21 protein-coding genes and 1 pseudogene are annotated in these 25,688 nt (G+C 64.6%); 7 read left to right on the top strand and 15 right to left on the bottom strand.

Translation table 11 applies throughout. The annotated features are described in order from the left end of the window. Positions 1–12: 12 nt before the first annotated feature. The 3 genes from ACP156_RS18425 to ACP156_RS18415 form a co-directional block, all read right to left on the bottom strand. Positions 13–1,548 carry an ABC transporter substrate-binding protein gene (locus tag ACP156_RS18425; protein ID WP_425052817.1) on the bottom strand — a complete coding sequence of 512 codons (1,536 nt, stop codon included), beginning with the start codon at positions 1,546–1,548 and terminating at the stop codon, positions 13–15. An 86-nt stretch (positions 1,549–1,634) separates the two neighbouring features. Continuing rightward, positions 1,635–3,290: a hydantoinase B/oxoprolinase family protein gene (locus tag ACP156_RS18420; protein ID WP_425052816.1), complete on the bottom strand. Its 1,656-nt coding sequence runs from the start codon at positions 3,288–3,290 to the stop codon at positions 1,635–1,637. Further along, positions 3,287–5,341: a hydantoinase/oxoprolinase family protein gene (locus ACP156_RS18415; protein ID WP_425052815.1), complete on the bottom strand. Its 2,055-nt coding sequence runs from the start codon at positions 5,339–5,341 to the stop codon at positions 3,287–3,289. Before ACP156_RS18415 ends, ACP156_RS18420 begins: the two co-directional genes overlap by 4 nt. A 265-nt stretch (positions 5,342–5,606) precedes the next feature. Between ACP156_RS18415 and ACP156_RS18410 the strand changes: the two genes are divergently transcribed. Beyond that, complete coding sequence (locus tag ACP156_RS18410) at positions 5,607–6,455, top strand: hypothetical protein (protein WP_425052814.1); 849 nt, start codon at positions 5,607–5,609, stop codon at positions 6,453–6,455. Here ACP156_RS18410 and ACP156_RS18405 read toward each other — a convergent pair. The 11 genes and pseudogenes from ACP156_RS18405 to ACP156_RS18355 all read right to left on the bottom strand — a co-directional run bounded on the left by ACP156_RS18405 (position 6,428) and on the right by ACP156_RS18355 (position 18,103). Beyond that, on the bottom strand, positions 6,428–7,681 hold the full coding sequence (locus tag ACP156_RS18405; protein WP_425052813.1) for an ROK family transcriptional regulator: 1,254 nt from the start codon (positions 7,679–7,681) through the stop codon (positions 6,428–6,430). The two genes, ACP156_RS18410 and ACP156_RS18405, sit on opposite strands and share 28 nt — an antisense overlap. Positions 7,682–7,753: 72 nt before the next feature. After that, a complete protein-coding gene (locus ACP156_RS18400; protein ID WP_425052812.1) occupies positions 7,754–8,641 on the bottom strand; it encodes an ROK family protein in 888 nt (295 codons plus the stop codon). A 160-nt stretch (positions 8,642–8,801) separates the two neighbouring features. Continuing rightward, positions 8,802–9,443 (bottom strand): annotated as a pseudogene (locus tag ACP156_RS18395) (IS6 family transposase). A gap of 155 nt (positions 9,444–9,598) precedes the next feature. Further along, on the bottom strand, positions 9,599–11,146 hold the full coding sequence (locus ACP156_RS18390; protein ID WP_425052811.1) for a sugar ABC transporter ATP-binding protein: 1,548 nt from the start codon (positions 11,144–11,146) through the stop codon (positions 9,599–9,601). Then, entirely contained in the window at positions 11,143–12,114 is a 972-nt protein-coding gene (locus ACP156_RS18385) for a sugar ABC transporter substrate-binding protein (RefSeq protein ID WP_275633896.1), read from the bottom strand. Before ACP156_RS18385 ends, ACP156_RS18390 begins: the two co-directional genes overlap by 4 nt. A 25-nt stretch (positions 12,115–12,139) precedes the next feature. Next, positions 12,140–13,087 carry an ABC transporter permease gene (locus ACP156_RS18380; protein ID WP_425052810.1) on the bottom strand — a complete coding sequence of 316 codons (948 nt, stop codon included), beginning with the start codon at positions 13,085–13,087 and terminating at the stop codon, positions 12,140–12,142. 2 nt (positions 13,088–13,089) lie between these two features. Beyond that, on the bottom strand, positions 13,090–13,863 hold the full coding sequence (locus ACP156_RS18375; RefSeq protein WP_425052809.1) for an enoyl-CoA hydratase/isomerase family protein: 774 nt from the start codon (positions 13,861–13,863) through the stop codon (positions 13,090–13,092). Beyond that, a complete protein-coding gene (locus ACP156_RS18370) occupies positions 13,860–14,978 on the bottom strand; it encodes an ABC transporter substrate-binding protein (protein WP_425052808.1) in 1,119 nt (372 codons plus the stop codon). The genes ACP156_RS18375 and ACP156_RS18370 overlap by 4 nt, the downstream gene beginning before the upstream one ends. Further along, the gene (locus ACP156_RS18365; RefSeq protein WP_425052807.1) at positions 14,975–16,168 is read right to left on the bottom strand and encodes a CaiB/BaiF CoA transferase family protein; all 1,194 of its coding nucleotides are present in this window, start codon (positions 16,166–16,168) and stop codon (positions 14,975–14,977) included. Before ACP156_RS18365 ends, ACP156_RS18370 begins: the two co-directional genes overlap by 4 nt. Before the next feature lie 4 nt (positions 16,169–16,172). Beyond that, positions 16,173–16,928, bottom strand: a complete 756-nt coding sequence (locus ACP156_RS18360) for an SDR family NAD(P)-dependent oxidoreductase (RefSeq protein WP_425052806.1) — start codon at positions 16,926–16,928, stop codon at positions 16,173–16,175. Continuing rightward, complete coding sequence (locus ACP156_RS18355) at positions 16,925–18,103, bottom strand: aldose 1-epimerase family protein (RefSeq protein ID WP_425052805.1); 1,179 nt, start codon at positions 18,101–18,103, stop codon at positions 16,925–16,927. Before ACP156_RS18355 ends, ACP156_RS18360 begins: the two co-directional genes overlap by 4 nt. 233 nt (positions 18,104–18,336) lie before the next feature. On the opposite strand from ACP156_RS18355, the gene ACP156_RS18350 reads away from it, so the two are divergent. Next, positions 18,337–19,344 carry a LacI family DNA-binding transcriptional regulator gene (locus ACP156_RS18350; protein WP_425052804.1) on the top strand — a complete coding sequence of 336 codons (1,008 nt, stop codon included), beginning with the start codon at positions 18,337–18,339 and terminating at the stop codon, positions 19,342–19,344. Between the two features lie 12 nt (positions 19,345–19,356). Here the strand turns inward: ACP156_RS18350 and ACP156_RS18345 are convergent, their stop codons facing one another. Next, positions 19,357–20,019: a GntR family transcriptional regulator gene (locus tag ACP156_RS18345; protein ID WP_425052803.1), complete on the bottom strand. Its 663-nt coding sequence runs from the start codon at positions 20,017–20,019 to the stop codon at positions 19,357–19,359. A 90-nt stretch (positions 20,020–20,109) separates the two neighbouring features. Between ACP156_RS18345 and ACP156_RS18340 the strand changes: the two genes are divergently transcribed. The 5 genes from ACP156_RS18340 to ACP156_RS18320 all read left to right on the top strand — a co-directional run bounded on the left by ACP156_RS18340 (position 20,110) and on the right by ACP156_RS18320 (position 25,688). Then, on the top strand, positions 20,110–21,279 hold the full coding sequence (locus ACP156_RS18340; protein ID WP_425052802.1) for a mandelate racemase/muconate lactonizing enzyme family protein: 1,170 nt from the start codon (positions 20,110–20,112) through the stop codon (positions 21,277–21,279). 200 nt (positions 21,280–21,479) lie between these two features. Continuing rightward, positions 21,480–22,550: an enolase C-terminal domain-like protein gene (locus tag ACP156_RS18335; RefSeq protein WP_425052801.1), complete on the top strand. Its 1,071-nt coding sequence runs from the start codon at positions 21,480–21,482 to the stop codon at positions 22,548–22,550. A 22-nt stretch (positions 22,551–22,572) separates the two neighbouring features. Next, complete coding sequence (locus tag ACP156_RS18330) at positions 22,573–23,811, top strand: ABC transporter substrate-binding protein (protein WP_425052800.1); 1,239 nt, start codon at positions 22,573–22,575, stop codon at positions 23,809–23,811. A gap of 84 nt (positions 23,812–23,895) precedes the next feature. Next, positions 23,896–24,840: a carbohydrate ABC transporter permease gene (locus ACP156_RS18325; RefSeq protein WP_425052799.1), complete on the top strand. Its 945-nt coding sequence runs from the start codon at positions 23,896–23,898 to the stop codon at positions 24,838–24,840. A gap of 2 nt (positions 24,841–24,842) precedes the next feature. Then, entirely contained in the window at positions 24,843–25,688 is an 846-nt protein-coding gene (locus tag ACP156_RS18320) for a carbohydrate ABC transporter permease (protein WP_425052798.1), read from the top strand.

Here is a 25,688-nt window from a genome sequence, read left to right as displayed (position 1 = left end):
CCTCCCGGAAGATCACTCGTCTTCCAGCACGGTGGTGGCGAGCGTGATGCCCGAGTAGTTGGTCAGCGACCCCGGCAGGTTCACGAACCCTTCGACGTTCGAGCGCATGCCGTAGCTCTGGCGGCGCCAGGTCAGCGGCACGATCGGCGCGTTCTCGATGGCGAGCGTCTTGAACTCGTCGTAGATGGCGGCCTGCTTCTCTTCGTCGAACTCGCGACGTCCGGCTTCCAGCGCCTCGTCGAGCCCCGGCACAACCATGTTGAAGCTGCGCAGGTTCGACGGTGCGAGCTTGCTGGAATAGCCGTCCGACAGACCGTCCGGATCGTTCGACGAGAACGCCAGACCGCCAACCGCGATGGCGTACTCGCCCTTGTCGCCCATGCCCACGCGGGTCGGCCAGTCAGGCAGAACGGCTTCGGCTTCGATCCCGATCTCGGCAAGGTGCTGCTGCACGACCAGAGCGGTGTCGCGGTGCATGAAGTACTGCGCGGTCGACAGGATCGTGGTCTTGAACCCGTCCGGGTAGCCCGCCTCGGCCAGAAGCTGTTTCGCCAGCTCGGGGTCGTAGTTGTAAACGTGATCCTGGCTCTCGTCGTAGATCGGCGAGGACGGCGGGATCGGAAGGCCTTCCAGCGGAGCGCCCTGCCCGAAGAACACGGCGTCGACGATCTCTTGGCGACGGATCGCGTGGGCCACCGCAAGGCGGACCTTCGGATCGTTGAACGGCTCGACGTCGGAGTTGAACACCAGGTACATGAACTGGCCGGTGTCGACGTGGTCCATCTTGACCTCGTCATTCTCGGCCAGACGGTCCATGGCCGACCAAGGCACGAACTCAATCAGGTCCACATCGCCCGCTTCAAGCGCGGAAACACGCAGGTTCTCGTCACCGTACGCCACGAAGCGCACACCCGGGTTCAGCGGGATGCTGTCGTCGTAGTAGTCGGCGAAGGGTTCGACCTCAATCGACACGCCACGCTCGTCCGCCGCGATCACGTAGGGACCTGCGCCGATGCCGGGCTGATCCTCGGTGATCGAATCCATCTTTACCATGTGGAAGTAGGTCGAGGCGAAGGTCAGCGGCAGGGTGCGGATCGGCTCGGCCGTCGTCAGGCGGATCGTCTTGTCGCCCACCACCTCGATGGTGGTGATGTCACGCAGCTGCGCAGCCAGCACGGCGGTCGAGTCCGGCGCGGCGGCAGTCTCGATGTTCCACTTGATGTCCTCGGCAGTCACCGGCGAGCCATCGTGCCACACCGCGTTCTGGCGCAGGTTGAACAGCCAGGCGCCCTCGCCCTCGTACTCCCAGCTTTCCGCCAACTCGCCCTTGATCTGGCCTTCGTCGTCGTAGCCCAGCAGCGACCGGTGAATGGTGAATTTCACCGTCGCGGCAGCGGTACCGGCGTGCAGCCACGGGTGGATGTTCGCGGGATAGGTCGACAGGCCGAAGATGATCTTGCGGTCCTGTTCCTGTGCCAGCGCGGCGCGGAGGTTCAGGAACGGCACGGTGGCTGCACCCATCAGCAGCGAACGGCGGGTAATGTTCATTTCAGTTCTCCTGTTGGTCGTTCTTTTCGTTCAAAAAAGCCAGCCGGGCCGCGTTCTGAGGCGCGATCCCGGCCAGTAGGGGAGTTTCAGCCGGCCCAACCGTAGACCGACCTCGCGATACCCAGGGAAATGCGGCCGTCCTCGACGTCGCGGGCGACCTGTTCGGGCGGACGCTTCGACGGATCGCCGTAGCCCCCCGCGCCCGCCGTGCGGACCTCGATGATGGTGCCCGCCTTGAAGAAGCCGTACTCGCCGTCAAACTCTACGCCGGTGGCGTCGATCGAGGCCGATGTGCCTTCGCCGCCGCCGGATACGCCAAAGGGGCGCGACAGCACGCGGGTGATGTCCATGCGGCCGTGGCAGTCCTCTTCGACGCGATAGACGCGGCGGATGCTCATCCCGCCCCGGAATTCACCGGTGCCGCCCGAGTCCTGCACAAGCTCGTACTTCAGAAGCGTGATGGGATACTCGATCTCAAGCGCCTCGACGGGCAGGTTCGACGTGTTGGTCATGTGGACGTGCACGCCGTCCAGTCCATCCTTGTCGTACCGCGCGCCGGACCCGCCGCCGATCGTCTCGTTGTAACCCCACATCCGGCCGTCTACGCCCTGCCCGAGGAACTGGACTGCGGGCACGCCGCCGTTGCCGGCCGCGGTCACTCGCTCGGGCACCGCCTGGATCAGAGCGCCGTGGATCAGGTCGACCACACGCTGCGCCGGGCCGATGCGGCCATCGACGGCGGCGGGCGCGACGCAGTGCAGGATAGTGCCCTTCGGCGCGGTCACGGTCAGCGCCCGCGACAGGCCCGCGTTGGGCAGGATCGTCGGGTCGATCACCGATTTCACGGCGTAGTACACGGTCGCCAGCAACGAGGTGTAGTTCATGTTCATCGCGGCGCGCAGCTGCGCGGGGCTTTCGAAATGCAGATGCATCTCGTCGGCCTTGACCGTGATCTCGGTCGAGAACGGCAGGCTTTCGCCGCGAGAGCCGGGGCTGTCGAAGGTGTCCGCGAAGGTATAGGTGCCGTCCGGGATCAGCTCGATCCCGGCCCGCATCTTGCGGTCGGCATAGTCCTGCAGCGCCTTGCCGGCATGCAGCACGGTTTCCAGCCCGTACTTCGCGCACAGGGTCTGCACCCGCTGGACACCCATCCGGTTCGCAGCAAGCTGCGCGCGGAAGTCGGGCAGCCGTTCGTGCGGCAGTTGGCAGTTCAGCAGGATCAGGTCCTCGACGTCCTGCACCAGCTCGCCCGCCTTGTAGAGACGGATGGGCGGGATCCGGATGCCTTCCTGGAAGATGTGGTCGTGGCCCCGGTCAAGGAAATCCGAATGGTGCGCGGTGTTCACCGCCCACATCGCGGGCTTGCCGTCGACGAAGATCGGCTCGGCCAGAACGATGTCCGGCAGGTGGGTGCCGCCGCCGACATAGGCGTCGTTGCCGATGAACACGTCGCCCGGCGACAGGGTGTCCGCGGGATAACGCTGCATGATGCAGGGGATCATCTCGATGAACGAGCCAAGGTGCATCGGGATGTGTTCGGCCTGGCACAGCGTGGTGCCGTCCATGTCGAACAGCGCGGTCGACGAGTCCCGGCGTTCTTTGATGTTGGTCGAATAGGACGCGCGCACCAGCGCCTCGCCCATTTCCTCGACGATCGAGGACAGGGCGCTGCCGATCACTTCGACGGTGATCGTGTTGATCGGCGCAGCCGTGGTTGCGGAAGTTGCGGTTGCGGTACTCACTGAAGGACCTCGATGATGAGGTTGAGATGAGGCTCGACACGGGCGGTCATGCCGGGCGGCACGACGGTGGTGGCGTCGAACTGTTCGATGATTGCCGGTCCCGCGACGCGGTTGCCGGACTGCAGCTTGGCGCGGTCGTAGATCGGGCAAGAGACGAAGCTTTGCACTTCGCTCATCCACACGTCCCGCTTGCCGACCACTGCGCCGGAAGCGTCATGGCCCGCATCCGGGAACGCCGGGAACTCGGCCTTCTTCACGCCGCCGGTCGCCTCGACTCGCAGGGTGACGATCTGGATCGGTTCGCCTTCCGAAACGAAGCCATAGTTCCGCTGGTGCTCGGCGTTGAAGGCCGCGTACAGCGCATCGACCGTGTCCGGGCCAACCGGACCGGCGGGCAGCGGGATGTTTAGCTCGTAGTTCTGGCCGACATAGCGAAGGTCCACGGACCGGGCGATGCCCTGCGCCTCGGGCGCGACATGCTCGGCGGCGAACCAGTCTCCGCATTGCGCGTCGAGCGCGGCGAAGGCGTCCTTCATGGTCTGCGCGGCGGCCTTGTCCAGCGGGCTGAGCGCGGTGACCGAGAAGTTGGTCTTCAGGTCGGTCAGCAGCAGGCCCATCGCGCACAGGATGCCGGGGTGGCGCGGGATGATGACGCGCTGCATTTCCAGCTCTTTCGCAAGCCGGGTGGCGTGCAGCGGACCGGCTCCGCCAAAGGCGATCAGCGCATAGTCGCGCGGATCGTACCCACGCTGGACCGAGATCACACGGATCGCGCGCGCCATGTTGGCAGCGACCACCGACAGGATGCCCTCGGCGGTCTCGGTCACACCCAGGCCCAGACGGTCGGCCAGCCGGCCGATGGCCTGCTTGGACAGCTCCTGGTGCACCTTGAGACGGCCCGACAGCAGGTATTCCGGGTTCAGCGTCTGCAGGACGATGTTCGCGTCCGTGACGGTGGGCTCGTCGTTGCCACGGTTGTAGCAGACCGGCCCGGGATCGGCACCGGCAGATCGCGGGCCGACCTTCAGGTGGCCGCCGCTGTCGATGAACGCGATGGAGCCGCCACCGGCACCAACCGTGTGAATGTCCAGCATCGGCGCCTTGATCGGATAGCCCTCGACCTCGGCCTCGCCCGACAGGCGGCAAACGCCGCCCTCCAGCAGTGCCACGTCCGAAGACGTGCCGCCCATGTCGAAGGTGATCAGGTCGTTCATGCCCGTCACCGCACCGATCTGCTGCGCGGCGACCACGCCCGTGGCGGGCCCCGACAGGATCGTTCGGACAGGAAGCTCGGCCGCCTGCTCCAGACTGATGACGCCGCCGTTCGACTGGGTCAGGTGCGCGGGCACCGCGACGCCAAGGTCGGTCAGGCGCTGCGCCAGCCGGTTGATGTAGGTGCGCATGATCGGCCCGAGATAGGCGTTCACGACGCAGGTGGTCATCCGCTCGAATTCGCGGAACTCCGGCGCGACGTTGTGGCTGGCGGAATAGAAGCCGTCGGGAAATTCCTCGGCCAGCACTTCAAGCGCCAGCTTCTCGTGGTCGGTGTGCATGAACCCATACAGGAAGCACACGGCGATCGACTGGACGCCCGCCTCGCGCATCTCGCGGATCACCTGGCGCAGGGTGTCGGCATCCAGCGCATGTTCGACGGTGCCGTCATGGCGCATGCGCTCGGGCACGTCCTTGCGCAGGCTGCGCTGAACCAGCAGGTCCGGCTTGTCGACGCGGATGTCGTAGAGGCTCGGACGTTTCTGGCGGCCGATCTCAAGAAGATCGCGGAAACCCTCGGTCGTGATCAGACCGGTCTTGGCGCCCTTGTGCTGGATCAGCGCGTTGGTGCCGACGGTCGTTCCGTGACCGAAATAGGCGACATCGCCCACCGAAATCTCGTTGTTCTCGAGCCCCTGCTCGACGCCTGCCGAGATTGCTTCCGAGGGGTCGTGCGGAGTCGACGGGACCTTCCAGATCTCCATCCTTCCGCTTACGTCGTCAAACAGGCACACATCCGTGAACGTGCCCCCTGAATCGACCCCGATACGCCATGCCATGACTTACTGTCCTACCTGTTGCTCTTGCCGCGCCTGCTTGCGATGCGGCTCTGTCGTCACGGACGTCAGCAGCCATCCGGGCACGCCTTCAGAGCTGGGTGTCCCGGCGTTTTCCGCCATGGCGGAAAGGCAGGCCTTGCGGCGTCGGCTGATTAAGTCCAATTACTGGATGTATTAAAGCACATGCCGTTCAGTATCTGTCAAGGGGTGTATGAATGTACTATGAAAATGATGTGAGATCCGAAGGTTGTGAGGTTCTCGTGAGATGACGAGTTTGGGTCTTCGTGCGGGCTCTGCCACCGCAAGCATCACCACGACCGGCGCCGAGACGGTGGGCTGGACGATCGATGACCGCGCGATTCTCTGGCCGGGCGATGACCGCTGGTGGCAAGGCTCGGCCCCGGTGCTGTTCCCGGTCTGCGGCGCACCCCGAAACGGGCTTGTGCGATACGCCGATGCCGAAATCGAAATGCCGCTTCACGGGTTCGCCAAGGCGGCGGAGTTCACGGTCGAAGACCGCTCGGACGACGCCGTGACGCTGTCGCTCGCGGATGACGAAGACACCCGAGCGGTGTTTCCCTACCCGTTCCGATTGACGATCCGCTACACGCTGACGGAAACGACACTGACCCAGACGCTAACAGTCACCAACACCGGCAGCGAACGGATGCCCTATTCGCTTGGCGTCCATCCCGGCTTCACGCTGGCGGACGGCACGGGAGAGATCTCTTTCGAGCATCCCGAATCCGCCGATGTCCCGGTGGTCGTCGAGCGCCTGTTCAGCGAGATGCGCCAACCTTCGCAGATCGAGGGCACACGGCTTTCGCTGTCCCCGGCCCTGTTCGAACGGGTCGCATCGCTGTGCCTGCTGAACGCGGCCAGCCGGTCGCTCTCCATGACGGGCGCCGATGGCCACGGCCTGACCGTCGACTTCGACGGCTTCCCGCATATCGTGCTGTGGGCGCCCTCGGGCGCACCGTTCGTCGCGATAGAGGGTTGGACGGGTCACGGCGACCCGACGGGCTATGACGGCCAGTTCGGAGACCGCCCGTCCACCAGCTGGCTGTCACCTGGCGCGTCAGCGACCTATTCGGCCGCCTTCACCGCCTTCTGACCGCGCGAGCGCCCGCGGGCCGGCAGCAGCCCGCCCTGAAAGCGCGAGAAGTCGGGAACGGTCGAGTCCAGCACAACCAGCGCCGCCGCACCTCGCGCGGCGGCGTTGCGCCCGATGCCGGCCCGACACAGGCGTGGAAGCGCATCCTCGCGCCCCGAGGACATGCTGGGTGGCAGCGGCTCCAGCCGCTCCATCAGCGCCTCGAGCACCGCATCCGGGATCACCCCGCCAAGGAACACGGTGTCGAAGTTCAGAATGTTTTCAAGCGTTACGATGGCGGTCTTCAAGTGCTCTGCCGCCTCGTCCAGCCATTCAAGCGCTGTCGGGTGCGCCTCGGCCACCGCGCGGGCCAGCCGCACGGTGTCGGTGGGTTCCGCGTCGAACCGCCGCCCGCTCAGGAGGCATTGCAGAGACTGCAGCGATGCGTAACGCTCCAGACAGCCCTTGTTGCCGCACGAGCACTCGCGCCCGCCAGGATCAACAACCATGTGGCCGATCTCGCCCGCGCGCCCGTCTCGTCCGCGATACGGGATGCCCCCGAACACCAGCCCGCCGCCAATCCCCGAGCCGAAATACACGTACAGGAAGTTCTCGGCTTCTTGTCCGCGACCACTAAGCCGCTCGCTAAGTGCCGCAGCCGTGCGGTCGTTGTCGGTCAGAACCGGCATCCCGACCATCTCGGAAAGTTCTTCCACGAAAGCACGGTGCAGCCACATGTCGCGCCACGGGTGGCCCCGCACGAGACGGCTGAACTTGCCGTGCGACGACAGGCCCGGCATCACAAGGCCAAGCCCGAGCAGCAGATCCCTCGAGACGCCAGAGTCCCGGATCAGGGTCTCGGTGGCGCGAGCGATCGCGGGCAGGACCTCGTCGGGATTCATCGAACCCACATCGCGCTCGATGCATGCAACTTCGTCGCCGATGAAGTCACAAAGCACCGCGATCAGCTTGCGTCCGTCCAGCGCCACGCCGACGGCATAGCGCCCGCCCGGGTTCAGCCGCAGATCTATCGGAGGCTGTCCGCGCCCGTTGACCTTGCGCCGTTCCTCAAGGAGCAGATCCGATCGTATCAGCGCGTCGGCGATGTTCGACACCGTCTGAACTGCCAGCCCTGTCTCGCGCACGATATCTGCCCGCGACAGTGGTGCCATTTTGCGGATGATTTCAAGCACCACGAACTGGTTGTAATGGGCGATTTCTTCGCCTGACTGCTTCCGTCTCGGCACTCCGGCCCTCCTCGCCTCTCAGTCCATTGCGCGGCCACAGTTTCGGGCCGGGTGACCAAAAAGGAAACCCTGTCAGCCGGGAACCGTATCCCGACCAGCACCGGCGAGGAACGGGAGCGTCCCCGCCCCGATCAGCCCGGCCTCGTATCCGTTCGCAGTCACTCCGATCTCGGCCAGCGAATCCGCCGCCGAAACCAGGCAAAGGCGGCGTACCACCGGCCCGAACCGCTCGGCCACCTCGAGATTGTTTAGGAACATTCCACCCACCAGCGCGACCGCCGAAGGGTTGAACACGTTGACGAGGTTCGCCAATCCGATCGCCAGCAGCTTGTACGGAAGTGGCAGCGGATCAAGCCGCGAGTCGTCGGCGAGAGCGATTGCCTCGCCGTCCCGTGCACGGATCACAAGATCCTCAAGGCAGCCGTTTCGTCCGCACTTGCACTTACCTCCGTTGCCGGCGGCAATCGCCATATGCCCCACCTCGCCGGCCACGCCGCCCGCGCCGACATGCAGCCGGCCATCCGAGACGATCCCGGAGGATACCCCGGTCCCGGCATTATACACGAGGAAATTGCGGTGACGGCGCCCGACGCCGAACAGCATCTCACCCTTGGTGCACGCATGAACGTCGTTGTTCACGAAGACTGGCAAACCAGTCCGGGCCTCGACCTCGTCACCGATCCGCAGCCCTTCGACGCCCATCGACATCGACCGCACCAGCATGCGCCTGTCCGGGTCGACAAAGCCTTTCGTCGCGACTCCGATCCCCTCGACCCGCAGTCCCAGTGGTCGGGCGCGTTCGAAGACGTCGTTTGACAGTTCGCAGATGTCATCGAGCAACGACTGCCCGACGGTCGGCCTACGGCTTACACTGTGGATTTTCCCGTCTCGTCCCACCAAACCCGCAAGGATCTTGGTGCCACCCACATCAATTGCGATGACTGCCGTTTCTTCCGTCATCCGAAACCATTCATTGTCCTGTGTGACTGCAATCTGGCACTGCGCAGCGTAAGGCAAGCCCTATTTATTCCACTCAATGGATTTAAGGTCAAGCCAGGTATTAGGATGGTGGTGTCAGACGAATTCGAACTCGTCCATGCAAGGACAGGATGGCTGTCCCTTATGCTGCGCAGAGATCGCGCCACTCGGCCAGTGCGGCGGCGCGGTTCTTCTTGAAATTGGCTCTGGAGGAGAGGGTTCGCTCCCAATTGAAATGGTTGCTGACAGAGGCGTGGACGGAAGCGAATTTCTGCAGACTTCGCATCCGCCGGAAGCGCAGCATGGCCCGTTCCCGTCGTCGGAATGGGAGATGAGAGTTCTCAGCGCGATTGTTCAGCCAACGACCAGTCTCCTGGCGATCGACGGCACCGATTTCCTTCAGCGCCGCGCCATAGGACCTGAGCCGATCGGTCACAAGGGTGTCTGGCCGACCATAGCGCTTCAATGATTTCATTAGAAATTTCAAGGCCGCCTTCTTATCGTGTGTCCTGGTGACAAAGCTCTCCAAGACTTCGCCCTCGTGATCGACGGCCCGCCAAAGGTAGTGACCGCTCCCCATTGATCTTCACGAACATCTCGTCGAGATGCCAGCGCCAGTGGCTCGACCGCCCCCCTCGATCCGGCGTTTCCGGTTCTCGGCGGCAAACATCGGCCCGAACCGGTGCCACCAGAACCGGACCGCCTCGTGGCTGACATCGATCCCAGGTTCGTGCAGCAGGTCTTCGACATTCCGCAGGGAAAGCGGGAACCACACGTACATCATCACCGCGAGACGGATGATCTCGCGCTACGTCTTGAAATACTTGAATGGACAAGGCCAGGTCATAAGGCGGACGCTAGCGGCACCCCTGCCCCGCCTCAAGCCGAGTTCCTTTGACAGGACCTGACAGCGCTGTGCGACCCGCTATTGGCCAAAGTTCAGGCCGCAGTTTCATACGCGCTGAAGGCAAGTTTCAGCATACGAGCCTCGTCCATCTCGGCCCGGTCCAGAACGCCGGCCAGCCGCCCCTTGGACAGCACGCCGACGCGGTCGCACAGGGCCGTGATTTCAGGCAATTCCGACGACACGACGATGACCGTCAGCCCCTCGTCAGCGGCGGTGCGAACGATGTCGTACAGTTCTGCCTTCGCGCCGACGTCCACGCCGTGCGTTGGTTCGTCCAGCAACAGCAGACGCGGGTCGGACAGCAGCGTGCGGGCGAAAACCACCTTCTGCTGATTGCCCCCCGACAGAGTGGTGATCAGCCGTTCGTCATGCTCCATCCGCACACTCAGGGCGTCCAGTTCGCGGCCAACTTCGCTTGCCTCGCGGCGGGCCGAGACGACCCCGCCCCGCGCAACCTTGCGCAGCCACGAAATAGAGGCGTTGCGGCGCACCGAGTGCTGCGGGAAGATGCCGGCCGTCTTGCGGCCTTCGGGCACCAACGCGATGCCCTTCGCCAGTGCCTCGGCGGGCGACGACACATTCAGCGGCTCGCCCAGCAGACGCATCTCGCCCGACGCCGCCGCGCGTGCGCCGCAGATCGTTTCCAAAAGCTCGCTACGGCCCGCGCCAACAAGTCCGAACAGGCCGAAGATCTCGCCCTTGCGGACCGACAGGGACACGTCGTCCAGCAGGCCCGGAACAGTGACGCCCTTCAATTCCAGCGCAGTCTCGGTCGAGGTCAACGTGCGATCGGCATGGGCGAAAAGTCCCGCCTTGCCGGTCATATCGGCGATGATCTGGTCCTTCGTCGCGCTGTCCGAAAGCGTGTCCGAAACGACCGCGCCGTTGCGCAGCACCAAAAGCCGGTCGCACAGGGAAATTGCTTCTTCCAGCCGGTGCGTAATGAAGATGATCGCCGTCCCCTCGTCCCGCGCGCGACGGACGAAATCAAGGAAGCCCTCGACCTCGTAGGGCGTCAGCGACGATGTGGGTTCGTCAAGGATAAGCAGCTTGGGCTTGCGCGCGGCGGCGCGGGCGATCTCGACAAGTTGCTGTTCGCCGGCCCGTAGCGATCCGGCAAGGGCGTCAGGGTCGATGCCGCGGGCGCCGACGGCGTCCAGCATGCCGCGTGCGCCGTCCCGCATCGCACGGCGGTCGATCAGCCCGGTCGAGGTGCGCGGCATCCGGCCCAGAAACAGGTTCTCGGCCACGCTCAGCGCGCCGACGACCGACAATTCTTGGTGCACGAAGGCAATGCCCGCCTCGATGCCCTCGGCGATCGAGCCGAACCGCACGGGCGCACCGTCATAGGTGATTTCACCGGCATTGGGTTGCAGCCCGCCCGAGACGATATTCATCATCGTCGACTTGCCTGCGCCGTTCTCGCCCAGCAGGCCGATGACCTCGCCCGCGCCGACGGTCAGCGAGACGTTCTCCAGCACCTTGACGGGGCCAAAGCTTTTGCCGACTTCGTCCAGCCGAAGAACCGGGGCGGCAGTGCTGCCGCCCGCGGTGTCGTGGTGTCCGTCGTCGCGGTTCATTTCGCGACGTCTGCCGGGGTGATCAGGTTGCCGTCGGCCTTGATCAGTTCGGGAACCTCGGCACCGGTGACAAGGTGGTTGAACAGCATCACCGAGCTGTCGAACGCCTGCTGGAACGGCGCCTGGTCAAGCAGACCGACCATCTCGCCGGTTTCGAGGTACGCCATGTTGTCCGGCGTATGGTCGAAGCCGATGACGCCGACCTGCCCGGTCAGACCAAGATCCTGCACCGCTTTCGCCGCGCCGAAGGGGCCGCCTGCGGTGACGTAGACCATCTCCAGATCCGGGTTGGCGGTGTACATGTCCTGCACTAGCGAATAGGCGCTTTCGGCCTTGTCGCGGTTCTCGAACGGACCCAGCACCTCGATGTCGGGCGCGTTCGCTTCAAGGTAATCAAGCGCGCCGTCCATCCGCATCTGGTGCTGCGTCGCACCGAAATAGCCGGTGATGACGCCCAGCTTGCCCGCGCCGTCCATCTGCTCGGCGATGAACTCACCGATCTGCTCGCCCGCCGCGATGGCATCCTGCCCCATGAAGGACAGGCGGTCCGACGGCACGGCGCCCTCGGCGATGATCGAGAATACCGGCACGCCTTCGGCGGTGGCTTCGTTGATGATCCGAGCGGTGCCGTCGAAGATCGGAACCACGACGATGCCGTCATACTGCTGCGCAAGCGCCGCCTCGATGCCGGACACGACCGCCTCGGCGGACAGCTCGTCGCCCAGATCGACGTAATCCACGGTGCCGTTGAACTCTGCCAGGTAATCCTTGGCCGCCATCGCGCCTTCGGTCACCGGGATCCAGAACGGGTTATTCTGGAACGACAGGAAGGCGATGCGCACTTCCTCTTCGGCGGCCTGTTCGGCGGCGACGGTGCCGCCCTCGGGCAGGTCCTGTGCGATGCCTGCGCCGGCCCACAGGCTTGCGGCGGTCAGCATCGTGGCAAGATAGGTGGTCTTCATGGTCATTCCTCCCTTTTGAAATGGTTGTCTGTCAGTCGTCAGCCTCGTTGCCGCGCCGCAGACCGTCGATCCCCACCGCAAGGATGATGATCAGTCCCTTGGTCACGACCTGCCAGTAGGCCGAGATGCCCAGCAGCACGAAGGCGTTGTTCAGAAGCGCCATCAGCATGGCGCCGATGAAGACGCCGATGATCGACCCGCGCCCGCCGCTCAGGGCGGTGCCGCCAAGGATCACGGCGGCGATGACGTCAAGCTCGTAGCCCATCCCGAGGTTCGGGTCGGCACTGGCAAGGTTGCCCGCAAGGATGATGCCGCCAAGGCCGGACAGCAGTCCGCAGAAGGCGAATACGATCATCCGGATACGGCTAGTGTCGATCCCGGCCAGACGCGCGGCCTTGGGGTTGTCGCCCACCGCGTAGATCTCGCGCCCCGTCACCGTGCGTGTGGCGATCAGGTGCACGATCAGCGCCAGAACGATCATCAGGATCACCGAGACGGGGATGTCCCAGATCCGGCCCGCGCCCAGCACCTCGGCCCAGCCCATGTAGGTCACCGGGATACCTCCGGTCATCAACAGCGCCACGCCGCGCGCGATAGACAGCATGCCCAGCGTCGCGATGAAGGGGTTGATGCGGAACTGCGTTACCATCAGCCCGTTCAGCGCCCCGGCGAACAGGCCCGCCCCCAGCCCGGCCGCCAGCGCCAGCGCGTTCGAGCCAGTGACGTCCAGCGTGATCGCGGAACAGACCGCAGACAGCCCGATGACAGAGCCGACCGACAGGTCGATGCCCCGCGCGATGATCACAAGCGCCTGCCCCAGCGCCACGATGGCGACGACGGCGCCCTGCCGCCCCACGTTCATCAGGTTGCGCTGCGACAGGAAGTATTCGTTGGCGAAACTGAGGTACAGCGCCACCAGCACCAGCATCGCGAAGACCGAAAACTCCCGGCTTCTGGTCAGTGCCTTCAACGTTGTCATCATCATCGTCGCCGTTTCTCGAAATTCGGGCTACGCTTCTCGGCGAAGGCCGCTCGGCCCTCGTCCGCGTCGCTGGTCGCAAAGCAGATGGTCTGCAGGTCGCGCTCGTAGGCGACGGCCTGTTCCAGCGGCATGTTGTAGGCGGCCTTGAGGTTGGCCTTGGCCGTCTCGGCGGCGATCGGGGCGCGGGCGGCGATTTGGCCCGCGATCTCGTTGGCGCGCGCCATCAGCGCATCGGGCGCGGTCAGGTCGCTGACCAGCCCCCAAGCCTGTGCCTGCGCCGCCGTCACCGGCTCGCCGGTCATCACCATAAGCGCCGCGTTCGAGGGCCCGATGGACTGCGCAAGGTGCACGGTCATGCCGCCCCCGCCGATCCAGCCCAGTTTGATTTCAGGCGCGCCGAGCTTCGCCGTCTCGGCCGCGATCCGGATATCGCAGGACATCGCCATCTCCAGGCCGCCGCCGAACGCATACCCGTTGATTGCCGCGATCGACGGCTTGAGCAAAGCCCGCAGGATGTCGCAGTACTCGGTCCGGTTGCGGAACTCCCACGGGGTTGCGTAAGTTTCGAGCAGGGCGATGTCGGAACCGGCGCAAAACGCTTTGCCGGTGCCCGTCAGGATCACCACCCGCACCGCGTCGTCGGCGTTGCACCGGGCGACCGCAGCCTTCAGCAGATCCGCCATTTCAGGCGTCATCGCGTTCAGCTTTTCGGGCCTGTTGTAGGTAATCGTGGCCACATGGCCTTTCACGTCCAGCGTAAGCGGCTGGCTCATCCTGCTTTCCTCCCTACCGTCTTCTGCGAACGCGAGAACAATTCCGCCAGGTCCGACGCAAGCCTGCCGTCCGGGCAGTTGCTCTGGAACCCTTCGCGCAGAAGGGCCGAGGCGTCCGACTGGAAGGCGATGAAGCCCTCGTGCCGGGGCCGGATCGACGCGGTCTCCAGCGTCCGCGTCGTCTGCGCGTAGAACCCGCCCACCGGTGCGTTGACGTCGGCATCCCGCCATGCGGCCCGCGCCGAGGGCTGGCCCGCGTTCTGCGGGATGAACCCGGTCTGCGTGTCCTCGCGCATCAGCCACAGCAGATGCGCGCGCAGGTCTTCGGTCACCTCGCAGCGGGTCGAGACGGCGATGCCGGTGCCGCCTAGGATCGAGCCGGGCGCGCCATCTCCGATGCTGGGCGCATCGCAAAAATAAATCGTCCTATCAAGAGCTTGATCGGCATAGTTCACGTAGCCGTAGACCAGCGGACACAACGCTAGCGCTTCGCTATTGCTCATCAGGTCGAGAATGCCGATGGGGTTCAGCGGCCAGACCTGTTCCGGCGTCAGCCGGGCCAGTTCGCCAAGGATCGCCAAGGCCCGCGTGGCCGTCTCGGTCGGGACCCAGACGTCGCCGTTGCGCAGATCCATGCCGGGATTCAGCGCCTGTGCCACCGACAGGAAGCTGAGGAACGCGTGCGGACCGGCCAGCGACAGGCCAACCTTGCCGCCCGCGCGCGCCATGTCCAGCACCGCGTCCCACGTCCGGGGCACGTCCTGCACCATGTCCCCGCGCACAGCCATCACCTGCGTCGCGGCATCCAGCGGCAGCGCCCACAGCCGGCCCGCCATCTCGTAGCTTTCAAGGCAGGGCCCGATGGTGCGCGCCCCGATGGCGTCCAGATCAGCGCTTGTGAAAAGCTCGTCCAGGGGCCGCAGGCAGCCCGCGTTCAGCGCCTCGCCCAAATGCGGGTGGTCCAGCACCACGAGATCGTAGTTGGCGCAGGTCTCACGGATCGGCGCGCTTTCAAAGCCTTCCAGCGACTGCACGTTCCATGTCACCGGCCCACCGGCGCGTTCCAGCGCCAGCCGTCCGCGCGGGTGATCCCATGTCAGACCGCGAAAGGTCATGAACCCATCACCCTGACAGCCCCGCCCGCGACCATCGCCGCGATGTCGTCGGGACTGAAGCCGGCGGCTTCCAGCACTTCGGTCGAATGCTCGCCCACGCGCGGCGCGCCGCGCTTTAGCTCGGACGGCGTGCGCGAGAACCGGATCGGGAAACCAGGCGTCTTCACGTGCCCCTCGGTCGGGTGGTCGTATTCGATGAAGGTGCCGTTGTGCGCGACCTGCGGGTCCGCCACGAGGTCGGCATATCCATAGACCGGCGACACCCAGATGCCTTGCGCTTCCAGCCGGCTCAGGGCGTCTTCGGTCGTGAACTTGCCGACCGCTTCACGCGTCAGCGCGAAGACCGCGTCGCGGTCCTCCCATCCGACGGTTTCCTCGTCCAGCCCTTCGAACCGAGGCTCGTCCAGCGCCAGCGCCATGCCCTTGAAGTTGGGCATCGCCAGCGCGATGTAGCCGTCCTGCGTCGCGAAGGTGCCATAGGGCGAGCGGATGTAGACATGCGCGTGCGGCTCAGCGCTGCGTTGCTGCGGCTTGCCGCCAACGGTGAAGACCGACAGCTCCTGCATCTGGATGGTGGCGATCGAGTCGAGCATGTTCACCTCGACCTTCTGGCCCTCGCCCGTGCGCTCGCGGTGCAGCAGCGCGGCCAGCGCCCCTTCGAACGCATTATAGGCGGTGATCGCGTCGACAAGGTACTGCCCGGCAGCCTGCGGCGGCTCTCCGGCACGGCCGGTCGACATCATCGCGCCCGACATCGCCTGCAACAGCAGGTCCTGACCCGGGCGTTTTGCGTAGGGCCCATCCTCGCCGAAGCCAGACATCGACACATAGACCAGCTTGGGATTGATCGCGGACAGGGTGTCGTAGTCGACGCCTAGCCGCGACGCCACTCCCGCGCGGTAGTTCTGGATGAACACATCGGCCTTCTCGACCAGCCGCAGCACCACGGCGCGGCCCTCTTCCGATTTAAGGTCGACCGCAAGCGACCGCTTGTTGCGGTTCAGGGACAGGAAACTGACGTTGATCTCGTTTCCCGTGATACCGCCTGCCGGGGCATGGCGTTGCCATTCGCCCGACACCGGCTCGATCTTGATGACGTCGGCGCCAAGGTCGCCCAGCCGCTGCGCCGCGAAGGGCCCGGCCATCGCGATGGAACAGTCCAGCACCGTGTATCCAGACAGAATTCCCATTATGTCACTCCATGACCCAGCCGCCGTTGACGGCCAGCGATTGTCCCGTGATGAATCCCGCCGCGTCCGAGGCAAGGAACATGACCGTGGCGGCGATGTCCTGCGGCGTGCCACGACGCTTGACGGCCTGCCGGTCCAGAACCATCGCGTTATAGCCCTCGGGGTCGGGATGAATTTTCTCGGCGTCGGTCGGAAACGCACCCGGCGCGATGGCGTTGACGGTCACGCCCCACTTGCCGAATTCGCGCGCCCAGGCCCGTGTCAGACCCAGCAGCGCACCCTTCGACTGCACGTAGGGCACTAGGTTTTCCCACTGCCCCGACAGCGTGATCGAGGTGACGTTCAGCACCCTGCCCCAGCCCTGCGCCCGCATCCCCGGAAGGGCCGCACGGGTGCAGGTCGCCGCCGCCTCGACGTTGACGCGATGAACGGCGTCCAGTTCCGCGTCAGTGAAATCCTCGAACGGCTTCGACGGGTACAACGCGGCGTTGTTGATCACCACGTCGATCGCCTTCTCGGCCACCAGGCCGTCAAGGCACGCCATCAAAGCGGCGCGGTCCAGCAGGTCGACGTCGTGCACGAACACCCGGTCCTGCGCGTCCTGCGACACCTCGGCCAGCAGAGCCGCGCCTTTCGCGGCATCGCGGTCCAGCACGTGAACTTCGGCGCCTTCCGCCAGCATGGCCAGCGTGGTGCCCGTTCCAAGTCCCCCGGCGCCGCCGGTATAGACCACGCGCCGCCCTTCCATCGTGCCCGTCATTCGCGTCCCTCAAGTGCCCGAAAATGTCCGCTGGTGGCCGGATAGGCCGCGTCCGGCTGGTCGCTGATCGCGCGGATGCGCGCCTCGGCATCGGCCACCGCATCGGCGTCCGGCAGGATCGAGAACACGGTGTCGTAGGACCGCGCGTCGCCGTGCTCCAGCCAGATCATCTCGCCCCGGTCCCGCGCCGCCTGATTGCCAAGAACGTGGTGCGAGGACGGCTCGATGCCGACCGCGTACTGGCCCGCCTGCAGGTTCTGCCATTCGTACTGACAAGGAAACTGGTCCTTGCGCGTGGTCACCATGAAGCCCAGCCCCAGCCGGTCGTTGACCAGCGCGACCGGCACACGGCCCTCGGCGTCGGCGGCCATGTCGTGCTGCCAGACCTGTTCGTGGAAATTCATCTGCGGCGCGGGCATGTCGCGATAGCCGACGCCCTGCGCGTCGTAGCTGTCGGCATGCGCGGCCCACACAACGTCATGGATCGGGGCCACATAGCGCGCGCCCTCGTCCAGCAGCGGGTGGCCGACGTTGATGTGATAGCAAAGCATGTGCGGCGTCCGGTAGAAGCCGCGGCTGACCACGCGATCGCTCAGCCGGATGTCGTTGGTGCCGGCGGTGATCTCGATCCGGCGGTGCAGTTCAAGATGCTCGGCAAAGACCGCACCCTGCGTAACAACGCCCTCGGCCCACAGGATCAGCTCGTCGCCCTCCCACCGCTCGCCGTAGCCGGTCAGCCGCGCGGGGATCGTGCCGACCCGTCCGTGCAGCGAATGGCTGGCGGTCTGGCGGGGACCGTAGTGGTACGACGCCGTGTCCGTCTCGTTCATGAACAGGATGTGGTCCAACCCGCAGGTGACCATCAGCCCGGAAAAGCTGCGCATCCAGCCAAGGCCGCCTTCGCCTTCATAGTCATGCAGGGTCGGCGCGCGGAACCCGGCAGGGCTGTGCCAGCCGATGCCCTGTCCACGATAGTCGCATTCGGCGATGTCCATCGCGCGGTCGACAAGGACGGTGAACCGCAGGCCGGTGCCGCTGCGAAACTCCAGCATCCGCATGCCGCGCTCGACACCCTCGACCAGTTCGACAAGGCGAACCCCCGCCGCGTGCCCGCTGGCGCCGCTCAACGCTTCGAACTCACCCCGGCTGAGGTGCTTGCCATATAGCTGAACCATCTTTCCTCCCACAGCGACCGCCGCGCCTCCTCCGGCATCCGATCCCGGATGCGGCTTGCGTGCTCGCTGATGTTTGGTGCCATGCCGCGAAAGGCGACCCAATCATCAAAAACCATCATTTCCCATCAAAATGGATCACAGAGGCGATTTAGGCGGCTCAAGTGAAGTTCTCTTTGAAAAGGCGCCCTCAATGATGTCATCTGCCACATCATAAAGAGGTTACCGGTGACGGCATGAAAACGACGATCAAGGAAATCGCCGACCGCGCGGGGGTGTCGCCCGCCACCGTGGACAGGGTGCTGAACGACCGCCCCGGTGTCCGGCAGCGGACCCGCGACGCGGTGCTGGGCGTGGCGGAACGGCTTGGCTATTTTGGCGAGGTCGAGGTCACGCCGCAGAAATCCCTGCGGCTTCTGCTGATCCTGCCGGAGGGCGAGAACAGCTTCATGCAGTCGCTGCGCCGTCATCTACTTTTGCAGGCGCAAGAGACCGAGGACGTCAGCATCCAGATCCGCAACGTGCCCGCGAAAGAGCCGGCAGGCTATGTCGAGGCGCTGCGCAACGCGTCCGGCACCTGCGAGGGCGTGGGCATCATCGCACCGGACCACCCAGAGATCCGCGAAGAGATCAACCAGCTGGCGTGCGCCGGCATCAAGGTTTCCACGCTGGTGTCGGACATCCCCGCCGTGTCGAAGATCGGCTACGTCGGCGTGGACAACCGCGCCGCCGGGCGTCTTGCGGGCCTGCTTATGGGGCGGTTCCTGCCCGCCGGTCAGCCTGGCCGGATCGGGTTGTTTATCGGCTCGCCGTCGTACCGCGGCCACGAGGAACGAGAGATGGGGTTCCGGTCCATCCTGTCGGGCGACTTCCCCGAGCTTCTCGTCGTGGACTTCGCGGTGATCGAGGACGACCGCGACAACGCCTACCGCGAAGCGCGGCGGCTTCTGGCGCAGGACGATCTTGTAGGCATCTACAACATCGGCTCTGGCAATCAGGGCATCGCGCAGGCGGTGAAGGAAATGGGCCGCGCCAAGGATCTGGTGTTCATCGCGCACGACTTCACCGAGGCGACGCGGACCCTGCTTCTAGACCGCACCATTGACGCGATCATTGACCAGAACCCCCGCGTCGAGGCGCGCGAAGTGATCCGCAACCTTGTCGCCGCGATCCGGGGCGAGATGGAACCGGAATACCCCCCGCGGCTTCAGGCGATCTTCCGGGAGAACATGCCCGCGTCGTGACGCGGGCCCGGCTCAGGTCAGCCCGAGGTTCCGGTTCAACGCATTGGTCAGATGCTGCGACATCGCATTCTCAGCCGCATCCGGATCCCGGCGCAGGCACGCCTCGATGACAGCGAGATGCTCGCCCACGGACACAAGCGCGGCCGAGGGATAGATCATCGCCTTTACCTTCAGAATACGCGCCATGAGGCTAAGCCGCCGATAGCTCGCGTCCACAAGCTCGTTGTTGAGCGACGCCACGATGCGGGGATGAAAGTCGACCTCGACGCCATCAAGGATATCGCCAACGTTGGCCGAGGGCTCCTGCCCCGTCAGCTGGGCGATCACGTCCTTGTGGCGGGCCTGAAGCTCAAGCAGATCTTCCTCTGGGGCGACCCTTGCGAAGGCACGGGCCGCCGGTCGTTCGATGATCGAGCGGAACTGGAAGGTCGCACGCATCAGGTCCATCGACGGGCTGATCACCTCGATCCCCGAACGGGGATGGACTTTGACGATGCCGTCCGTCTCGAGCAGCTTCAGGGCGTCGCGCACCGGGCCGACGGGTATGCCCGTCATCTCGACAAGGGCCCCCTGGTTGATCTGGGCACCCATCTGAAGACGGGCGTCGAACAGCGCCTGAAGGATGCGCTCATAGGCAACTTCGGACAGCAGCGGGCGTGGATCTCGGGTCTTCATGAAAGCGAAATTAACTCCGATCTTGAAATTCAACAATAGACATGAGACTACATCTGATAAATCAGTCACCACTTTTTAAGAGATCAGTCAGTGAATACAGCCCTTAAGCACTTCCGACTCACCCGCTTCCAGTTCGGACGGGACCGTGTCATCGGGGACTGCCAGGTCCGGTTCGACACCTTTCATGGCTTCGCTCTGGAACTGACGGATGCAGAGGGCCGCACCGGCCTTGGCTTCGGCCACTCCATGTGGGAAGCCGTCGCGCCGCAGGCTGAACTCGAAGCGCGCTTCGCCCGCGCGGTCTGGCCCGACCTTGATGGCCGGACGCCTGGCGCCCTGATCCATCGCATCGAGCGTCCGCGCGGCGGAAATCAGCGCGACGCGACGGTCGGCTTCGGAGAGGCATTGCAGATCGCGCTCTGGGATCTTGCGGCGAAGCAGGCCGGGCTGCCGATGGCGGATTTCATGGGCGGCACCCGCCGCCGCGCGCCGGTCTACGCCAGCGGACTGGACTATCACCTCAGCGACGCCGAGTTCAGCAGCTTCTTTGCCCGCGCCGCCGAGCTTGGGTTCCGGGCCTTCAAGATCAAGGTCGGCAACCCGGACCCGGCTTGGGACCTTCACCGTATCGAACTTCTGCGCGATGTCGTGGGCCCCGAGGCCGGCGTCATGATCGACGCCAACGAGGGCTGGTCGGCAAAGGAAGCTGCGGCGCGATTGTCCATGTTCCACAAGGCGGGGCACGACTTCATATGGGTCGAGGACCCGATCCTGCGCAACGATTTCGAAGGGCTGCGCGCACTGTCCGCCGCCTGCCCATGGACCCAGATCAACTCGGGCGAATACCTCGACGTATCGAACCGCGCCCGCCTTCTCATGACGCGCTCGACCGACATCATCAACGTGCACGGACGGGTGACCGAGGTGATGCACACGGGCTGGCTTGCGGCAGAACTCGGCATTCCGGTTGCGCTTGGCAACACGACGCTGGAGATCGGCGTTCATGCCGCCTGCGCCCTGCCCGAGGTACCGTGGATGGAATACTCGTTTCAGAACTACGACATGCTGGTCGAGACCCCGTTCCATATCGAAGACGGCTTCATCCATGTCCCGGACCGGCCCGGCCTTGGCCTGACGCTGTCTGATGCCGCGCGGACGACGTGGTCGCAGCCCGATCCCCTGACGGCCGAGGACACGCCGAAGGCGCCCCCCTGCAACCTGCTAGCAAACAACACGGCAAAGGCGCTTGCCACGGCCTGACGGCGGCAAATCGCAACAAGAGCGACTGTACCCCGAGGGAGTGGACAGCAACCGGCAGACCGGGTGCCCACACGGAGGACCCCTCGCGGCAACTGGAAGACCAAGGGTAGACATCTGATTAATCAATTCGCAGGGAGGAATGCGTGCAGATTACAGGTTTCACATGTTGGCTGATCGAGACGGACCCTTGGCCGCCTTTCATGTGGCGGAAAGGTCTGTCCGGCTCTCGCGGCGATCTCGCCGACGGGAACCGTCCGGTGAAGGCCGTGGTCCGCATGGACACCGATGCGGGGGTCTACGGCGCGATGGAAGTGTCGCGCGGCGCCTCGGTCCTCGACCTGATCCAGCGCCGCTACCATACCTTGATCGGAGAGAACCCGCTTCTGACGGAATGCCTGTGGCACCTGATCTGGGAAATCGACCGGGTCGAAGAAATCCACATGCGCGAACTGGGTATCCTCGACGTGCTGGCGTGGGACGTGAAGTCGAAGCTTGCGGGTCTGCCCGTGTACCAGCTTCTGGGCGGCTACGATCCAAAGGTGCCCGCCTATGCCTCGACCGTCACCTGGGACACGCTGGAAGACTACGAACGGCACATAAAGCATTGCATGGACATCGGTTTCACCGCTTTCAAGCTGCACGCTTGGGGCGACGTGAAGGCCGATATCGGACTGTCCCGCGCGTTGCGGAAGTGGACCGGTCCGGACGCTGACCTGATGTTCGACGGCTCGGCTGGCTGGGACTATGTCGATGCCCTGAAGGTCGGCCAGGCGCTGCAGGACGAAGGATTCCTGTGGTATGAGGAACCGATGCGCGAGTTCCACCTCGGCGCCTATTCCAAGCTGTGCGAGAAGCTGTCCATTCCGGTTCTGGCCGCGGAAACCTCGGACGGCTGCCATTGGAACATGGCAAGCTGGATCGAGGCGCGGGCGCTGGACATGACGCGGATCAGCGCTTTCTACAAGGGCGGCTTCACCGGCGCCATGAAGATCGCGCAGATGTCCGACAGCTTCGGAATGCGGGCGCAGGTTCATGGCATGAGCCTTGAAAACGCACAGCTTTGCGCCGCGATCCGCAACAACGACTATTACGAGCAACTCGTGATGAGCACCGAGCAGATCGACGGTCTGTCCGGGCTTGGTCCGCTGGCCATCAAGGACGGCGTGCTGACCGTCAGCGACACGCCGGGCGTCGGCTACGACTACGATTGGGACGCGTTGGACCGGACCGCAGTGGCCAAGACCCACGTGGATGAACGGCACTTCAACTAAACTATCAGGGAGGATGGAAGACATGACGATCAAGTTAGACAGACGCGCGCTTCTGAAGGGAACCGGCGCCGCCTTTGCCGCCTCTGCGATGCCCCGGATGGCGTTCGCGCAGCAGGCGGGGATCAACTACTGGCACCACTTTACCAGCCAGGTAGAATTCGCAGGCCTGGAGGCGGTTCTGACTGCCTTCGCCGAAGCGCATCCCGACATCGAGGTGACGCAGGAGAACATCCCGAACCCCGAGTTCATGACCAAGGTCACCGCCGCCGTCGTGGCGGACAGCAAGCCCGACACCAGCCAGGTCACCGCGGAACGCGTTGCGGACCTGACCGCGATGGGTGCGCTTGTGGACCTGACCGACCGCATCGACGGCTGGGAAGGCAAAGCTGACTATCCCGAGGATCGCTGGACCGGCATCACGCACGACGGCAAGGTCTACGGCGTGCCGTCCTTCGCGTTCGTGGACTGGATGTACTACCGCAAGGACTGGTTCGACGAGGCCGGCATCGCGCCGCCCAGCACGTATGTCGAAATGCTTGAAGCGGCGAAGAAGATCACCGACCCGTCGCAGAACCGGTACGGGTTCGGCCTGCGCGGCGGCCCGGGCGGCCAGAAGTACATCATCGACGTGATGGAAGCTTTCGGCGCGCCGCTGGTGAAGGACAGCGAGATCGGGCTGGACAAGGCGCCCGCGGTCGAGGCGCTCGAGTGGTACGCCGGGCTGTTCAAGGAGGGAGTCGTGCCCCCCTCGGCGCCGAACGATGGCTTCCGCCAGATCATCGAGGGCTTCTCGACCGGGCAGACCGGGATGCTGTGGCACCACACCGGATCGATCAACGATATCAGCGCCATGCTGACGCCCGGCGAACAGTTCGGCACCGCTCTCATGCCCGCAGGCCCCTCGGCGCGCATCGCCCGCCTTGCCTATGCCTACAACGGCATGTTGAACGAACGGAATGCCGACGCATCGTGGGAGTGGATCAAGTTCTGGGCCCAGCCCGAAGCGGCGCTCGCCTTCCTGGAGGTGACCGGCTACTTCCCCGCCTCGCTTGCGCTGACGAAAAACGACGCGATCACCGGCAACCCGATCTACGCGCCCGCGGGCGAAACGCTTGGGTTCGGACAGATGCCGCCCAGTTTCCCCGGCCTTGCCGGCTGGTCGGAAAGCGTCGCCCTGCCCGCCTTCCAGCAGGTGCTGATCGGCACCGCTACGGCGGAACAGGCTGTCGACGAAATGATCCGCGGCCTCGACGACGTCTAGGTCCGACGCAAGGCCGGCCGGGGCGGCGTGCCGCCCCGGCTGACCGGCCTGCCTGACAGACCCTCAGGCTCCAAGGAGAAATGCATGGCGACGACGATGACTGGAATGGACAGGCGCAAGCGGTCGATTAACCCGCTGGCGATCCTCGGAGAGCTGTCCGAGACGCGGTACTGGATGTACCTTCTGCTCTTGCCAAGCCTGCTTCTGATCCTGGCCATCGTGCTGTACCCGACCATCTACGGCATGGGGCTGTCGGTGCGCGAAATGCGACTGAACCGGCCTGCCCTGGGCACCGGCTTCGTTGGCTTCAAGCACTATGTCCGCCTTTGGGGTGACCCGGTCTTCTGGCTTGCGCTTTGGAACACCGCGATCTGGGCCACCTCGGCGCTTGTTTTGGAATTCCTGCTGGGCCTCGTCGCGGCCCTGGCTTTGAACCGCGAATTGCCGGGAACGAAGGTTCTGGGGGTTCTCATCCTTCTGCCTTTCTTCCTGCCGAACGTCGTCGCGGGGCATATGTGGTCGCTTCTGCTCGACCCCAGACTGGGGGTCATCAATGACCTGCTGGTCCGGGTCGGGCTGCTCGACAGCTACAAGGCGTGGTTCGCCGACCCGACGACGGCAATGGCCGCGGCAATCCTCGTGGAAGCCTGGCACGGGTTTCCCTTCTTCGCGCTGCTTATCCTTGCCGGGCTGAAGGGCATCCCCTCGGACCTTTACAAGGCCGCCGACATCGACGGTGCCGGTCCGTTGGCGCAATTGCGGCTGATCACGCTTCCGATGCTGCGCACCGTCATTGCCGCGGCGGTCATCCTGCGTGTCATCGGGCTGGTAAACTCTCCCGACCTGCTGCTGATCCTGACCAACGGCGGTCCGGGACGGTCGACGCAGGTGCTGTCGCTTTACGCCTTCCAGACCGCCTATCGCGACTTCAATTTCGGATACGCCGCAGCGCTTTCGGTCGTCATGTTCGCCCTGCTGATGCTGTTCGCCTGGGCGTACATCCGCATTACACGGGCACACGAGGACTGAGCATGGCACGCACGATTTCCCGTTCCACCCGACGGCAGGATATTCTGACTTACGTCGTCCTCATCCTGCTGGCCTTTTTCTGCGTCGCACCGATCATCTGGACGTTCCTGACCTCGATCAAGCTGTCGGAAGACATCGTCACGGACCGTATCGTCTACTTTCCAACGCGGTTCACCTTCGACCACTACGTGAAGATCTGGACCCAGTCCGACTATCCCACGCTGGTCTGGAACAGCCTTGTCGTCACCGCGACGACGGTGGCGATCTGTCTGATTGCGGGCACCGTCGCCTCTTACAGCTTCTCCCGCTTCCACTTCCGGGGCCGCACCCAGCTAATGCTGGGATATCTGGTGATCCGCATGTTCCCCGCGGTGCTGATGATCATCCCGCTGTTCATCGTGATGCGGAACATCGGCTTGCTGGACAGCAAGGCGGGCCTTGCGCTGGCTTACACCAGCTTCCTGCTGCCGCTTTTCGTCTGGATGATGAAAGGCTTTTTCGATGCGGCTCCGAAAGAGCTGGAAAGCGCCGCCCGCATCGACGGCTGTACCCGGCTGGAAGCGATGTGGCGCATCGTAATCCCGATCGCCCGCAATGGGCTGGTCGCCACCGCCGTCTTCGTCGCCATCGCGGCGTGGAACGAATTCCTCTTCGCCCTCATGCTCACCACAAGCCAGGGCGCACGCACGTGGCCGGTCGGGCTTCAACTCATGGTGGGCGAGTTCCAATTGCCTTGGGGCATGCTGGCCGCGGGGGGCATGATCTCCATTGTCCCCGTCATCGTCCTGTTCGCCATCGTACAGCGCGCAATGGTCGCCGGGATCACCGCCGGCGCAGTCAAAGGATAA

The organism is Psychromarinibacter sp. S121, from assembly GCF_049801035.1.
Taxonomy (GTDB): Bacteria; Pseudomonadota; Alphaproteobacteria; order Rhodobacterales; family Rhodobacteraceae; genus Psychromarinibacter.
This window is presented reverse-complemented; position numbering and strand designations above follow the sequence as displayed.

What these genes read in the sequence shown, in the direction of transcription:
- ACP156_RS18425 (WP_425052817.1), bottom strand. Translation starts at nt 1,548, where the DNA reads ATGAACATTACCCGCCGTTCGCTGCTGATGGGTGCAGCCACCGTGCCG.
- ACP156_RS18415 (WP_425052815.1), bottom strand. Translation starts at nt 5,341, where the DNA reads ATGGCATGGCGTATCGGGGTCGATTCAGGGGGCACGTTCACGGATGTG.
- ACP156_RS18410 (WP_425052814.1), top strand. Translation starts at nt 5,607, where the DNA reads ATGACGAGTTTGGGTCTTCGTGCGGGCTCTGCCACCGCAAGCATCACC.
- ACP156_RS18400 (WP_425052812.1), bottom strand. Translation starts at nt 8,641, where the DNA reads ATGACGGAAGAAACGGCAGTCATCGCAATTGATGTGGGTGGCACCAAG.
- ACP156_RS18390 (WP_425052811.1), bottom strand. Translation starts at nt 11,146, where the DNA reads ATGAACCGCGACGACGGACACCACGACACCGCGGGCGGCAGCACTGCC.
- ACP156_RS18385 (WP_275633896.1), bottom strand. Translation starts at nt 12,114, where the DNA reads ATGACCATGAAGACCACCTATCTTGCCACGATGCTGACCGCCGCAAGC.
- ACP156_RS18380 (WP_425052810.1), bottom strand. Translation starts at nt 13,087, where the DNA reads ATGACAACGTTGAAGGCACTGACCAGAAGCCGGGAGTTTTCGGTCTTC.
- ACP156_RS18375 (WP_425052809.1), bottom strand. Translation starts at nt 13,863, where the DNA reads ATGAGCCAGCCGCTTACGCTGGACGTGAAAGGCCATGTGGCCACGATT.
- ACP156_RS18370 (WP_425052808.1), bottom strand. Translation starts at nt 14,978, where the DNA reads ATGACCTTTCGCGGTCTGACATGGGATCACCCGCGCGGACGGCTGGCG.
- ACP156_RS18365 (WP_425052807.1), bottom strand. Translation starts at nt 16,168, where the DNA reads ATGGGAATTCTGTCTGGATACACGGTGCTGGACTGTTCCATCGCGATG.
- ACP156_RS18360 (WP_425052806.1), bottom strand. Translation starts at nt 16,928, where the DNA reads ATGACGGGCACGATGGAAGGGCGGCGCGTGGTCTATACCGGCGGCGCC.
- ACP156_RS18355 (WP_425052805.1), bottom strand. Translation starts at nt 18,103, where the DNA reads ATGGTTCAGCTATATGGCAAGCACCTCAGCCGGGGTGAGTTCGAAGCG.
- ACP156_RS18350 (WP_425052804.1), top strand. Translation starts at nt 18,337, where the DNA reads ATGAAAACGACGATCAAGGAAATCGCCGACCGCGCGGGGGTGTCGCCC.
- ACP156_RS18345 (WP_425052803.1), bottom strand. Translation starts at nt 20,019, where the DNA reads ATGAAGACCCGAGATCCACGCCCGCTGCTGTCCGAAGTTGCCTATGAG.
- ACP156_RS18335 (WP_425052801.1), top strand. Translation starts at nt 21,480, where the DNA reads ATGTGGCGGAAAGGTCTGTCCGGCTCTCGCGGCGATCTCGCCGACGGG.
- ACP156_RS18330 (WP_425052800.1), top strand. Translation starts at nt 22,573, where the DNA reads ATGACGATCAAGTTAGACAGACGCGCGCTTCTGAAGGGAACCGGCGCC.
- ACP156_RS18325 (WP_425052799.1), top strand. Translation starts at nt 23,896, where the DNA reads ATGGCGACGACGATGACTGGAATGGACAGGCGCAAGCGGTCGATTAAC.
- ACP156_RS18320 (WP_425052798.1), top strand. Translation starts at nt 24,843, where the DNA reads ATGGCACGCACGATTTCCCGTTCCACCCGACGGCAGGATATTCTGACT.